The following is a 12956-nucleotide window of genomic DNA, read 5'->3' on the forward strand; positions in this document are numbered from 1 at the left end:
CGGCGGGTATTAACTTCGGGTGTTGTGCAAAGTAACAAATGCTGGCATGAACCTATGAGTGGGGTGTCAAATGGATGAAAGAAAACCGGAAGACGAGCTGAAAACCGATCCCAGCGATCGTCGTCCTGTTCGCTCACGTAAATCCGCAGAGTATGATAATGATCCGCACATTAACGTTGATGATATTGACGTTGATGATGAGGATGATCGCCGTCCGTCCCGGGCGCGTGGTAACCGGGAAGAGCGTGAAGAACCAGAAGTTTCGTTTGATGACGACACGATGCTGGATGACGACGCACAAGACGATGATGACGCAGAACCTGCTGTAGAGCGCCGTCCGCGTAAGCGTAAAAAAACACCGGCCCCTGCTCCCCGCCAGCGCCTGATGATGGGTGTGGGTATTCTGGTACTGCTGGTGCTGATTGTCGGCATCGGTGCTGCGCTGAAAACCCCGTCTTCTGACGCGGATACGGCCTCCCAGAGCGGTGAAAAGAATATTAACCTGGCATCACCTGCGGGTGATGCGACAGCGGCTGCCGGGCAACCTGCACCGGTAGCGGCAGATCAGACTGCGCAAAATAACCCGCAGCCGGAACAGGCTCAGCAGGAAGTGACACTGCCGCCGGTTTCCTCTCAGCCGACTCAGGCCCAGAGCCAGCCAGCCCCTGCAGGCCAGCAGCGCGTAGAAGTTCAGGGTGATCTGAATAATGCGCTGACCCAGCCTGCCGGGCAGCAGATCAATCAGGTTGCCAGCACGTCAACCCTGCCGACTCAACCGGCAACGGTCGCGGCAGTAAACGGCCAGCGTCATCAGCCGGTTGTGCGTTCGCCTGCAGAACCGACAGTCACTGCCAGCCGCGAACGTCGCGAGCCTGAACCGCGCAAAGTACAGCCGGTACAGAGCAAGCCGCAGGCACCGGCAAAAACCGTTGTCAGCGAGCCAAAACCGGTGATGAAAGCAGCACCGGCTAAAACCGCGCCAGTGAAAGAGACGGCACCGGTACAGACCGCGAAAGCGGCGACCACCGAACCGAAAACGACACCGGCACCGGCAGCCACAAGCACTACTACCGCAGCAGCGGCAGGGGCAGCTGCGGCAGCGGCCAGCAGTGCGGCCACGACGGCGACTACAGCAGCGGTATCCAGCGGTAATGTTGATGCACTGAAAACGGCCCCGGCCAGCCACTACACGCTGCAGCTGAGCAGTTCTTCAAACTACAACAACCTCAACGCCTGGGCGAAGAAAGAGAAACTGCAAAACTTTGTGGTGTATCAGACCAAGCGTAATGGCCAACCGTGGTATGTACTGGTAAGCGGTGTTTACGCCTCGAAAGATGATGCGAAACACGCGGTATCTTCCCTGCCGGCTGACGTTCAGGCGAAGAATCCGTGGGCAAAACCAATACATCAGGTTCAGTCCGATCTGAAACAATGATATAAAGCGCAGGATGCTGTTGGAGCTTCTCCCACAGCTGGAGAAGGTGTAAATAGTCGGACGGCATGAAAAAGAATCGCGCTTTTCTGAAATGGGCAGGGGGTAAATACCCCCTGCTTGACGATATAAAAACTCACCTTCCCGAAGGTGAGTGTCTGGTAGAACCTTTCGTCGGGGCGGGGTCGGTATTTCTGAATACCCACTATGACCGCTATATTCTGGCCGACATCAATACCGATCTTATCAACCTTTACCGCATTGTACAGACCCAGGCGGACGCGTATGTGGCAGAGGCCCGTAAGCTGTTTACCCCGGAGTGCAATGCCGCTGAGCATTACTACCGGATGCGGGAAACCTTTAACCAAAGTAGCGACCCGTTTCAGCGGGCGGTGCTGTTCCTGTATCTGAATCGCCACGGCTATAACGGCCTGTGCCGCTATAACCTCAAAGGGGCGTTTAACGTGCCTTTTGGCCGTTATCGTAAGCCCTATTTCCCGGAAGCGGAGCTTTACTGGTTTGCCGAGCGCGCCCAGAAAGCGACCTTTCTTTGTCAGTCTTATGATGTCAGTATGACCAACGCGACCTCCGGGCAGGTGGTGTATTGCGATCCCCCTTATGCACCGTTGTCGAATACGGCCAATTTTACCGCTTATCACACCAACAGTTTCACCCAGCAGCAGCAGCAGCAGCTGGCGCAGCTGGCGGAATCCCTGGTGGCGCGTGGTGTATCGGTACTGATTTCTAACCATGACACGTTGCTGACCCGCGAGTGGTACCAGGCCGCAACGCTAAATGTTGTTCAAGTGCGGCGTAATATCAGCAGAAATGGCGGCGCGCGTAATAAGGTGGACGAATTGCTGGCGCTCTACAAAGCCTGAACCGGTTCGTCCTCCGCGGAGTAAATCATTCACCTGGAGAAACGGATGAAACAGTATTTGATTGCCCCATCGATCCTGTCGGCTGATTTTGCTCGCCTCGGAGAGGACACCGCGAAAGTGCTGGCCGCCGGGGGCGATGTTGTTCACTTTGATGTTATGGATAACCACTACGTGCCTAACCTGACCATGGGACCCATGGTGCTGAAGGCGCTGCGTGACTACGGTATCACCGCACCGATTGATGTGCATCTGATGGTGAAACCGGTCGATCGTCTGATCCCTGATTTTGCCGCCGCTGGCGCCAGCATTATTACCTTCCACCCGGAAGCCTCTGAACATATCGATCGTTCATTACAGCTTATCAAAGAGCACGGCTGTAAAGCGGGGCTGGTGCTCAACCCGGCGACACCGCTGACCTGCCTTGACCACGTGATGGACAAACTGGATGTTATCCTGCTGATGTCGGTAAACCCGGGCTTTGGCGGTCAGTCGTTTATTCCTCACACCCTCGAGAAACTGCGCCAGACCCGCCAGCGCATCGACGCGTCCGGGCTGGATATCCGTCTGGAAGTGGACGGCGGGGTGAAGACCGGCAACATTGCGGAGATTGCCGCGGCCGGTGCCGATATGTTTGTTGCCGGTTCGGCTATTTTTGGCCAGCCGGATTACCAAAAAGTCATTGCCGATATGCGCAGTGAATTGGCAAAGGTACGTCATGATTGAGTTTAGTAAAATTAAAGGGGTGGCCTTCGATCTCGATGGCACCCTGGTAGACAGTGTCCCGGGCCTGGCACACGCCATTGACCGCGCCCTGTATGCCCTGGAACTGCCGGAAGCCGGAGAGTCCCGGGTAAAAAACTGGATTGGTAACGGTGCCGATATCCTGGTACAGCGCGCCATGCACTGGGCTATTGCGGAGAAGAAAAGCCTCGATGAGCAGAAAGCGGCGAATACCGGGCGCGAGGTTGTCCAGCATGTTGCGGTGCCGGAAAGCGAACGTACCGTGATGCTGCGCAAGCTGTTCAATAGCTACTACGCCGAATGCGCCGAAAGCGGCAGCAGCCTGTTCCCCGGGGTGGCGGAAACCCTGAGTGCGCTAAAACAGCAAGGGCTGGCGCTGGGGCTGGTGACCAATAAGCCGACGCCGTTTGTTGGCCCGCTGCTGGCGGCATTACAGCTTGATAGCTATTTTGATCGGGTGATCGGCGGTGATGACGTGCAGCAGAAGAAACCACACCCGGAGGCGCTGTTGCGTTTGCTGGACCAGTTTGGTTTACAGGCGAATGAAATGCTGTTTGTGGGGGACTCCCGCAACGATATTATGGCCGCCCAGGCCGCAGGTTGCCCGGTTGTCGGGTTAACCTGGGGATACAATTACGGTGAAGCGATTAGCGAGAGCAACCCCGATGCGGTGTTCGATCGTTTCAGTGATCTTTTGCCCGCGTTCGGGCTCCCGTTAAGTGAAAATCAGGAAAAATAACATGAGTAAGCCCATCGTCTTTAGTGGCGCACAGCCATCAGGTGAATTGACCATTGGCAACTATATGGGAGCGCTGCGCCAGTGGGTAAACATGCAGGACGATTATCACTGCATTTACTGCATCGTGGATCAGCACGCCATTACCGTGCGCCAGGATGCGCAGCAACTGCGTAAAGCGACCCTTGATACCCTGGCGCTGTATCTGGCGTGCGGTATTGATCCGCAGAAGAGCACCATCTTCGTACAGTCCCATGTGCCGGAGCACGCACAACTGAGTTGGGTGCTGAACTGCTACACCTATTTCGGTGAGCTGAGCCGCATGACCCAGTTTAAAGATAAGTCTGCCCGCTATGCGGAAAACATCAACGCCGGTCTGTTTGATTACCCGGTATTGATGGCGGCGGATATTCTGCTGTACCAGACCAATCAGGTGCCGGTGGGTGAAGACCAGAAACAGCATCTGGAGCTGAGCCGCGATATCGCCCAGCGCTTTAACGCGATTTACGGTGAGGTGTTCAAAGTGCCTGAGCCGTTTATTCCTAAATCCGGCGCCCGGGTGATGTCTCTGCTGGAACCGACCAAGAAAATGTCCAAATCTGACGATAACCGCAATAACGTTATCGGGCTGCTGGAAGATCCGAAGTCAGTGGTCAAAAAAATCAAACGCGCGGTGACAGATTCCGACGAGCCGCCAGTGGTGCGTTATGACGTACAGAATAAGGCCGGTGTCTCTAACCTGCTGGATATTTTGTCCGGGGTGACCGGCCAGAGCATTGCCGAGCTGGAACAGCATTTTGACGGCAAAATGTATGGTCACCTGAAAGGTGAAGTGGCTGACGCGGTCTCCGGGATGCTGACTGAGCTGCAGGAGCGCTATAACCGCTTTCGCAACGATGAAGCCTTCCTGCAGCAGGTGATGAAGGATGGCGCGGCGAAAGCCCGTACCCACGCTTCCGCGACCCTGAAGCATGTGTACGATGTGATTGGCTTTGTCCCGCATCCGTAATGGCTGAGGCACAATGTAAAAAGGCCCATGCTCTGCATGGGCCTTTTTTTATGGCGCGGGGGCGGCTCAGTGGTGTGAGAACCAGTTCAGTTTGTCGCGCAGCGCCACCACCCGGCCAACAATAATCAGCGCCGGGCTGGCAACCTGCTGGGCCCGGGACTCCAGCTGATCCAGGGTGCCGCTCACCACCCGTTGGTGCACGGCGGTGCCGTTCTCCACCAGGGCGACTGGCATATCGGCTTCCATACCGTGGGCCAGCAGCTGGCGCTGAATGGTCCCGGCCTGGTTAAGCCCCATATAAAACACCAGGGTTTGCTTTTCTGCCGCCAGATTGGCCCAGTCCAGCTCGCCGCCGGTTTTCAGGTGGCCGGTGACCAGGCGTACGCTCTGGGCATAATCCCGGTGGGTGAGCGGAATACCGGCGTAGGCGGAACAACCGGAGGCCGCCGTAATGCCCGGCACCACCGAGAAGGGAATATTTTCGGTGCACAGGGTTTCCAGCTCTTCACCGCCGCGGCCAAAGATAAACGGGTCCCCGCCTTTGAGGCGAACCACCCGTTTGCCGCTGCGGGCTTCCCGCAGCAGGATCTGGTTTATCTCCTCCTGGGGCACGCAGTGATAACCGGCGCGTTTACCCACAAAGATACGGTCAGCGTCCCGGCGCACCAGGTTCATTATCTCGTCGGAGACTAGGCGATCGTAAACCACCACGTCCGCCTGCTGGATTTGCTGAGGCCCTTTTAAGGTCAACAGGCCAGGATCGCCGGGCCCGGCCCCGACCAGGACAACTTCGCCCCGGTGATCGAGCGGCGCGTTGAAGAGCGCCTCCGTGGCGCTGTCGATAGCGCGTTGATCCTGGTTGGCCAGTGACTGGGCCAGCCGATCATTAACAAAGAGCTTCTCCCAGAAGCGGCGGCGTTCGCCCATGCTGGTAAAGGTCTGTTTAACCCGGTGGCGCAAGTTGCCGGCATAGCGGGCCACCTGGCCGAGGTGCTGGGGCAGTAATGACTCCAGCTTTTCGCGCAGCAGGCGCGCCAGTACCGGGGAGTTACCGCCGGAGGATACCGCCACCATCAGCGGCGAGCGGTCGATAATCGACGGCATAATAAAACTGGCCTGGCTGGGGGCATCCACCACGTTACAAAATATCCGCCGCTGCTCCGCCTGATGGCTGACTTCGCTGTTCACCGCGTCGTCATCGGTGGCGGCGATGGCCAGCCAGCAATTGTCCAGCAGGTGAGGGGCAAATTCGCCGGTCACCAGGGTCAGTGACTGGGCGGCGGCCCAGACATGAAACTGGGGGCTAAATGCCAGTGCGTTAACCGTCAGACGGGCACCGGCTCCCAGCAGGAGTCGCGCTTTGCGCTCTGCAACATCACCACCGCCAACCAGTAAACACGCCCGGTTTTGCAGCTGACAAAAAATCGGCAGATGATCCACTGTAGACCTCAATAAAAACAGGAAAAGGTGCGCAGGTTTACCGCGCGGCGCCTAGCATAGCAGTAAGCCGCCGCGGGTAATATAACGAGTGGTTATTAGACATTCCCCCTTCAGTCAGAAGGGGGACACGGATCAGCCGCGGATTTGTACCTTGCCGTCCTGAACCCGGGCCTCAAAGTGGGCGACAGAGTGGCTTTCATCTTCCATGCACCGGCCATCGGTCAGGCGGAAGCGCTGTTTTTTCAGCGGGCTGGCCACCCACAGGGCATCCTGGTGCTCGGCAATAATCCCCCGGGACAGGACGCTGGCGTCGAAGAACGGGTCGATATTACTGATGGCATATACCCGTTCGTCAGCATAGGGACGGAATACCGCAACTTGCTGATCGCCGACCAGGGCACAGACCCCGGTAGCCGGCAGGATGTCATTCAGTGGGCAGACAGTGGTCCAGGCGCTCATGCGTTTTCCTCCGCAAGGGTAACCGGGATGCGTTCATAAGGGGTCGCCGGGCGGTGCTGGGCGCGCTCGGCCACCATCTGTACGTTCGGATCGCGTTGGTCGCTGTTGATAAAGTGGCGGAAGCGGACCTGCGCCTGTGGGTTGTTGACGGTCTCGGTCCATTCGCATTGCCAGGCGGCGCGTAACGTTGCCATTTCCGCTTCCAACTGGTCATTGATGCCGAGCTTATCGTCGATAATCACCTTGCGCAGATAGTCGATGCCGCCTTCCAGCTCTTCCATCCACACGGAGGTACGCTGCAGTTTATCGGCGGTGCGGATGTAGAACATCATAAAGCGGTCCACATAGCGGGTCAGGGTTTGCTGGTCAAGATCCGCCGCCAGCAGGTCGCCGTGGCGCGGTTTCATGCCGCCGTTGCCGCAGACATACAGGTTCCAGCCTTTATCGGTGGCGATAATACCGACGTCTTTGCCCTGGGCTTCAGAACACTCACGGGTACAGCCAGAGACCCCGAATTTCATTTTGTGCGGGGTTCTGATGCCTTTGTAGCGGTTTTCCAGGCTGACACCAAAGCCAACACTGTCACCCACGCCATAACGGCACCAGGTACTGCCCACGCAGGTTTTCACCATGCGCAGCGCCTTGGCATAGGCGTGGCCGGTTTCGAACCCGGCGTCGATTAACTGGCGCCAGATTTCCGGCAGATCGTCTTTCTGGGCACCAAACATGGCGAGGCGCTGGGAGCCGGTGATTTTGGTGTACAGCGCAAACTGCTGGGCAATACGCCCTACCGCCATCAGGCCTTCCGGGGTTATCTCTCCGCCTGGGGAGCGCGGAATAACGGAATAGGTACCGTCTTTTTGCAGGTTGGCGAGGAAGCTATCGTTAGTTTCCTGCAAGGGGGCTTTATCCGGCTGCAGAATGTAATCATTCCAGCAGGAGGCCAGCAGAGAGCCCACCGTGGGCTTACACACTTCGCAGCCGTAGCCTTTGCCGTATTTAGCCAGCAGCGCATCAAAGGTTTTAATGCCTTCCACGCGGATCAGGTGATACAGCTCCTGGCGGGAGAATGGGAAGTGCTCGCACAGGTTGTGGTTAACTTCAATGCCCTGTTTCGCCAGTTCGGCATTCAGCACCTGGGTGACCAGCGGGATACAGCCGCCGCAGCCGGTACCGGCTTTGGTTTCGGCTTTCAGGGCCGCCACGGTATGGCAGCCGCGGCCAATGGCGGCAATCAGGTCGCCTTTGCTGACATCGAAGCAGGAGCAGATTTGCGCGCTGTCCGGCAGGTTATCCACGCCGATAGCCGGTTTGCCACCGCTGGCATAGGCAGGCAGGATCAGTGAATCCGGGTGATCCGGCAGTTCGATGTTATTGAGCATCAGCTGTAGCAGGTTGCCGTAATCGCTGGTATCCCCAACCAGTACTGCCCCCAGCAGGGTTTTATTGTCTGCGCTGACGTTGATGCGCTTGTAAACCCCGGCAGTTTCGTCCAGCCAGACATAGCTGCGGGCCCCCGGCGTGCGGCCATGGGCATCGCCAATCCCGCCCACGTCAACACCCAGCAGTTTCAGCTTGGCGCTCATGTCGGCCCCGGTAAAGGCGCCCTCCTGGCCGAGCAAGTGATCAGCGGTCACCTGGGCCATTTTGTAACCCGGCGCCACCAGGCCGAAGACACGTTTCTGCCAGCTGGCGCATTCGCCGATGGCATAGATATCCGGATCGGAGGTCTGGCAGCTGTCGTTAATCACAATCCCGCCGCGCGGGGCTATCTCCAGACCACACTGGGCGGCCAGCTTGTCCCGGGGGCGAATACCGGTAGAGAACACGATAAAGTCCACTTCCAGGGCGCTGCCGTCGGCAAAGTTCATGGTCTTGCGGGCATCAACACCCTGCTGAACGATGGATTTGGTATTTTTACTGGTGTGAACCAGCACGCCCATCTCTTCTATTTTACGACGCAGCTGTTCGCCGCCCATCTGGTCGAGTTGTTCGGCCATCAGCATCGGGGCAAATTCAATAACGTGGGTTTCCACGCCGAGGTGTTTCAGGGCCCCGGCAGCTTCGAGGCCCAGCAAGCCGCCGCCGACCACGGCACCGCGCTTGCTGCGCCGGGCGCAGGCTTCAATGGCATTGAGATCTTCGATGGTGCGGTAGACAAAGCAGTCCGCGGTGTCGGCCCCGTCGATTGGCGGTACCCAGGCCACGGAGCCGGTCGCCATGATCAGTTTGTCATAAAACACGCTACGCCCGGCACTGGAATGGATCACTTTCTCGGCGCGATTAATGGTGATCGCCCGCTCACCCACCAGAACCTTGACGTTGTTTTTTTCGTAGAACCCTTCGCGAACCAGGGAGAGCTCTTCGGCAGTATGGTGGGAGAAGTAGGAAGAGAGGTGCACCCGATCGTACGCGATGCGCGGCTCTTCGCAGAAGACGGTGATATCGAATTGCCCGGGGGTGGCTTTATCAAGAATATCTTCTATAAAGCGGTGGCCGACCATGCCGTTACCGATAATAGCGAGTCTGACTTTGCTCATTTTTGCCTCAATATTTTTTCTCTTGTTGCCTACCTTAACGATTCAGCACAGGGAATTATTGATGCAAATCAAATACGCCTTTCAGTACCACTTTAGTGGTATATAGTTGATTTTATTATATTTTTGTAACTTACGGAAATGGCTGGATTTTCACCGCTTACCCTTTTGTACATATTCGCGACGGTGTTTGGCCGCGGAGTGTGCTATCACTCATCACAGCATCAGCATTATTAGTGAGGGAATATCATGTCAGCACCGTTATGGCTTATTCAAAATGTCAGGCTGCCGGGCAAGGACGGGTTATGGCAAATCGCGATTGATCAGGGACGCTTTGGGGAAATCACCCCGATGGGAGAGGAGCGCAACGAAAGCTATGAAGTGCTGAATGGCCGGGGTGGGCTGGCTATTGCGCCGTTTATTGAACCGCATATTCACCTCGATACCACCCAGACCGCCGGGCAACCGGCCTGGAACCAGTCAGGCACGTTGTTTGAAGGGATTGAGCGCTGGGCGGAGCGCAAGTCCCTGCTCAGCCATGAGGATGTGAAAGCCAGAGCCTGGCAGACCCTGAAATGGCAGATGGCCAATGGTGTCCAGTATGTACGCAGCCACGTGGATGTGTCTGACCCTAGCCTCACGGCCCTGCGGGCATTGCTGGAGGTGAAGCAGGAAGTGGCCCCGTGGATCGATCTGCAACTGGTGGCCTTCCCCCAGGAGGGGATCTTGTCGTATCCCAACGGGGCGGCACTGCTGGAAGAGGCGCTGCAACTGGGGGCGGATGTGGTGGGGGCAATCCCGCATTTTGAATTTACCCGCGAGTATGGCGTTGAGTCTCTGCATATTGCCTTTGATCTGGCGAACAAGTACCAGCGGCTTATCGATATCCACTGTGATGAAATTGATGATGAACAGTCGCGGTTTGTTGAGACGGTGGCCGCCCTGGCGCTGCGTGACGGCATGGGGGCGCGGGTCACGGCCAGCCATACCACCGCCATGCACTCCTACAATGGGGCTTATACCTCACGCCTGTTCCGGCTGCTGAAAATGTCCGGTATTAATTTTGTCGCTAACCCGCTGGTGAATATTCATTTGCAGGGCCGCTTTGATGATTACCCGAAGCGTCGGGGGATCACCCGGGTTAAAGAGCTGCTGGCGGCGGGGATTAACGTCAGTTTTGGCCACGACGATGTGTTTGATCCCTGGTACCCGTTGGGCACCGCCAATATGCTGCAAGTGCTGCATATGGGGCTCCACGTCTGCCAGATGATGGGTTATGAGCAGATAAACGACAGTCTGCGGCTGATCACCAGCAACAGTGCCCGTACCTGCGGTATAACGGATTATGGGATTGTGGAAGGGAATACCGCCAACATGCTTATCCTGCCCGCGACGGATGGGTTTGATGCCCTGCGCCGCCAGGTACCGGTGCGCTGGTCAATCCGCCAGGGGCGGGTCATCAGCACGACCCAACTGGCCCAGACCTGGGTGCAGATGGATGGCGGCGGTGAAGAGATAGACTTCAGTCGCTGATCCCCGCAGTGGCCTGCGGGGAGCGCGGTTATTGATGAGGTACGCTGGTGAGGGTATCCCGGGGCTGGCGATGGCGGGTAACAAAGCCCAGCAGGAAGCACATCACAAACACCACCACATACAGCCCGTTGGCGGTGAGCAGCGCCGCTTGCGGGCCGCTGTGGGCAACGATAGGGCCAGTGACCACGAAGGTCAGCATGGTGCCGATGGTGCCACAGGTCAGCACCACGTTAACCAGCTTCGGTGACGCTACCCGGGTCTGGAGCGAGGCGAGGGTAATCACCGAGGTATAAATCGCGCTGGAGAAGAACCCCAGGGCGAGAATAAACAGGTGCATATGGCTGGTGCTGCTGGTGATAAAGCAGTACATCAAGATACCCGCCAGGGCCGCTAACACGGTCAGCAGACGTTGCAGATCGAAGAAGCGCAGGATCACGCTGAAGGCCCACATACCAAACATATAGGACATCCAGAAATTACTGACCAGCTGCCCGGCATCGTTCAGGTTCATGCCGAGGCTTTTGGCATATTCCGGTACCCAGGAGATAAACCCCAACTGGCCGAGGATGTAGCACATGGCGGCAATGGATAAGAACAGCACCCCAACGCCCCATTTTTCTTTGGCGGCCGGTTTGTTGTCCTGAGGCGCATGTTTACCCAGCGCCGGAAACTCGCAGCCGAGGGTCAGGACGAAAATAGCGACATACACCAGGCCGATACAGGCATATACCCAGTACCAGGGAATGCTGCGGGCCAGTAAAAAGGCGGCCACCATCGGGAAGATCATCCCGGCCATACTGAAGAAGGAATCGGTAAACAGCAGCCGGGAGCCGCGCTGGCGCCCTTCATACAGATGGGTGATCAGGAAGGTACCGATGGACATGGTAATGCCACTGACCAGCCCCAGGACAAACATGGAGGCTGAAAACAGCGTCAGGCTATGGCCATACATCAGCCCGGCCACCGCCAGCAGCATCAGCAGGAAACCGAAGCGCAACTGGGTCCTCAGTGGCACTATCTCCATCAGCCAGGCGTTCAGAAAAATCGAAATCAAGATCCCGGCATTCAGGAAGGTGAAGGTATTGCTCATGCTGGAGACCGGCAGATGGAAGTAATCGGCAATGTTGCCCATTACCATGCCGGTAACAATGACCAGTGCACCGGTGAGTGCGTAGGAGAAAAAACTGATCCATGTGAGCCTGATGCGGTTGCTGTTAGTCATAGAAAGCCTGTGAATAGAACGGTAAAGCGCCTTGACAGCGCGGTGAGCGGGCAGATTTTAACCACAAGCGTGATCTATTAAAATAATTTATGTACGTACTCCCGCTGCTATCATTTAATGTTTGATGTTCATCACAAAAATATCCGCAAATTGGCCTAATTATAGCGGCCGCTTCCGTTATCGGGCTATTGCGGCTGGCTGATCGCGGCACGGCCCATTATCCTGGTAACCGGTGCTTACAACGTAAAGGCAGGTAAATACCTGGCATGATGTTAACCTGCTTCTTAAAATCGATCATCATCCTGCCCATTATTGTTTTTTAAGGAATCTTTGATGCTCAAATCTACACTGGCCGCCGTTGCCACCGTTTTTGCACTGTCTGCAATCACGCCAGCCGCCCTGGCTGCCGGTAATGACCCTCATGTCTTGCTGACCACCTCTGCCGGTAATATTGAGCTGCAGCTGGATGGCCAGAAAGCACCGGGCACTGTGAAAAACTTTGTTGATTATGTGAATAACGGTTTTTACAACAACACCATTTTTCACCGCGTGATCCCGGGTTTTATGATTCAGGGTGGCGGTTTTACGGCTGATATGAATCAGAAACAGACCAATGCGCCAATAAAAAATGAAGCGGATAACGGCCTGCGTAATACCCGCGGCACCATCTCAATGGCCCGCACCGCCGATAAAGACAGCGCCACTAGCCAGTTCTTTATCAACGTGGCGGATAACGCCTTCCTTGACCACGGCCAGCGCGACTTCGGGTATGCGGTGTTTGGTAAAGTGGTCAAAGGGATGGATGTCGCCGATAAAATTGCCCAGGCGCCAACCAGCTCTGTGGGGCCTTATCAGAATGTGCCGTCCAAACCTATCGTTATCCTGTCTGCAAAAGTCCTGCCTTAACCGCATGATCACCAGCCCTGGCGGGCGCCCAGCCACCCGCCAGTGGTCTTGCTTCTCTCT

The 12956-nt window shown here is 56.6% G+C and carries 11 protein-coding genes; 7 read left to right on the forward strand and 4 right to left on the reverse strand.

Going from position 1 to position 12956, the window contains the following annotated elements:
• Nucleotides 1–70 precede the first annotated feature (70 nt).
• The 5 genes from damX to trpS all read left to right on the forward strand — a co-directional run bounded on the left by damX (nucleotide 71) and on the right by trpS (nucleotide 4799).
• Nucleotides 71–1435 carry a cell division protein DamX gene (gene damX / locus F9C28_RS08735; RefSeq protein WP_199014845.1) on the forward strand — a complete coding sequence of 455 codons (1365 nt, stop codon included), beginning with the start codon at nucleotides 71–73 and terminating at the stop codon, nucleotides 1433–1435.
• A 65-nt stretch (nucleotides 1436–1500) separates the two neighbouring features.
• The gene (gene dam, locus F9C28_RS08740; protein ID WP_199014846.1) at nucleotides 1501–2313 is read left to right on the forward strand and encodes an adenine-specific DNA-methyltransferase; all 813 of its coding nucleotides are present in this window, start codon (nucleotides 1501–1503) and stop codon (nucleotides 2311–2313) included.
• A 45-nt stretch (nucleotides 2314–2358) separates the two neighbouring features.
• Nucleotides 2359–3036, forward strand: coding sequence for a ribulose-phosphate 3-epimerase (gene rpe / locus F9C28_RS08745; RefSeq protein WP_199014847.1), 678 nt, complete (start codon nucleotides 2359–2361; stop codon nucleotides 3034–3036).
• Complete coding sequence (locus F9C28_RS08750; RefSeq protein WP_199014848.1) at nucleotides 3029–3793, forward strand: phosphoglycolate phosphatase; 765 nt, start codon at nucleotides 3029–3031, stop codon at nucleotides 3791–3793. The genes rpe and F9C28_RS08750 overlap by 8 nt, the downstream gene beginning before the upstream one ends.
• Nucleotide 3794: 1 nt before the next feature.
• A complete protein-coding gene (gene trpS / locus F9C28_RS08755; protein ID WP_199014849.1) occupies nucleotides 3795–4799 on the forward strand; it encodes a tryptophan--tRNA ligase in 1005 nt (334 codons plus the stop codon).
• Nucleotides 4800–4865: 66 nt separating this feature from the next.
• Here trpS and cysG read toward each other — a convergent pair whose 3' ends face one another.
• The 3 genes from cysG to nirB form a co-directional block, all read right to left on the reverse strand.
• Nucleotides 4866–6239 (reverse strand): siroheme synthase CysG, encoded by a 1374-nt coding sequence (gene cysG, locus F9C28_RS08760; protein WP_199014850.1) that lies wholly within the window; start codon nucleotides 6237–6239, stop codon nucleotides 4866–4868.
• A gap of 132 nt (nucleotides 6240–6371) precedes the next feature.
• The gene (gene nirD / locus F9C28_RS08765; RefSeq protein ID WP_199014851.1) at nucleotides 6372–6698 is read right to left on the reverse strand and encodes a nitrite reductase small subunit NirD; all 327 of its coding nucleotides are present in this window, start codon (nucleotides 6696–6698) and stop codon (nucleotides 6372–6374) included.
• Nucleotides 6695–9238 carry a nitrite reductase large subunit NirB gene (nirB, locus tag F9C28_RS08770; protein ID WP_199014852.1) on the reverse strand — a complete coding sequence of 848 codons (2544 nt, stop codon included), beginning with the start codon at nucleotides 9236–9238 and terminating at the stop codon, nucleotides 6695–6697. The genes nirD and nirB overlap by 4 nt, the downstream gene beginning before the upstream one ends.
• Before the next feature lie 243 nt (nucleotides 9239–9481).
• Here nirB and F9C28_RS08775 point away from each other — a divergent pair, with 243 nt between their 5' ends.
• Nucleotides 9482–10768, forward strand: coding sequence for a cytosine deaminase (locus F9C28_RS08775; protein ID WP_199014910.1), 1287 nt, complete (start codon nucleotides 9482–9484; stop codon nucleotides 10766–10768).
• A gap of 28 nt (nucleotides 10769–10796) precedes the next feature.
• Here F9C28_RS08775 and tsgA read toward each other — a convergent pair whose 3' ends face one another.
• Nucleotides 10797–11990 carry an MFS transporter TsgA gene (tsgA, locus tag F9C28_RS08780; RefSeq protein WP_199014853.1) on the reverse strand — a complete coding sequence of 398 codons (1194 nt, stop codon included), beginning with the start codon at nucleotides 11988–11990 and terminating at the stop codon, nucleotides 10797–10799.
• Between the two features lie 333 nt (nucleotides 11991–12323).
• Here tsgA and ppiA point away from each other — a divergent pair, with 333 nt between their 5' ends.
• Nucleotides 12324–12896 carry a peptidylprolyl isomerase A gene (ppiA, locus tag F9C28_RS08785; RefSeq protein WP_199014854.1) on the forward strand — a complete coding sequence of 191 codons (573 nt, stop codon included), beginning with the start codon at nucleotides 12324–12326 and terminating at the stop codon, nucleotides 12894–12896.
• Nucleotides 12897–12956: the final 60 nt, after the last annotated feature.

It is taken from the genome of Shimwellia pseudoproteus (genome assembly GCF_016415625.1).
GTDB classification, from domain to species: Bacteria; Pseudomonadota; Gammaproteobacteria; order Enterobacterales; family Enterobacteriaceae; genus Shimwellia; species Shimwellia pseudoproteus.

What these genes read in the sequence shown, in the direction of transcription:
- damX (WP_199014845.1), top strand. Translation starts at nt 71, where the DNA reads ATGGATGAAAGAAAACCGGAAGACGAGCTGAAAACCGATCCCAGCGAT.
- nirB (WP_199014852.1), bottom strand. Translation starts at nt 9,238, where the DNA reads ATGAGCAAAGTCAGACTCGCTATTATCGGTAACGGCATGGTCGGCCAC.
- ppiA (WP_199014854.1), top strand. Translation starts at nt 12,324, where the DNA reads ATGCTCAAATCTACACTGGCCGCCGTTGCCACCGTTTTTGCACTGTCT.
- rpe (WP_199014847.1), top strand. Translation starts at nt 2,359, where the DNA reads ATGAAACAGTATTTGATTGCCCCATCGATCCTGTCGGCTGATTTTGCT.
- F9C28_RS08750 (WP_199014848.1), top strand. Translation starts at nt 3,029, where the DNA reads ATGATTGAGTTTAGTAAAATTAAAGGGGTGGCCTTCGATCTCGATGGC.
- trpS (WP_199014849.1), top strand. Translation starts at nt 3,795, where the DNA reads ATGAGTAAGCCCATCGTCTTTAGTGGCGCACAGCCATCAGGTGAATTG.
- tsgA (WP_199014853.1), bottom strand. Translation starts at nt 11,990, where the DNA reads ATGACTAACAGCAACCGCATCAGGCTCACATGGATCAGTTTTTTCTCC.
- dam (WP_199014846.1), top strand. Translation starts at nt 1,501, where the DNA reads ATGAAAAAGAATCGCGCTTTTCTGAAATGGGCAGGGGGTAAATACCCC.
- nirD (WP_199014851.1), bottom strand. Translation starts at nt 6,698, where the DNA reads ATGAGCGCCTGGACCACTGTCTGCCCACTGAATGACATCCTGCCGGCT.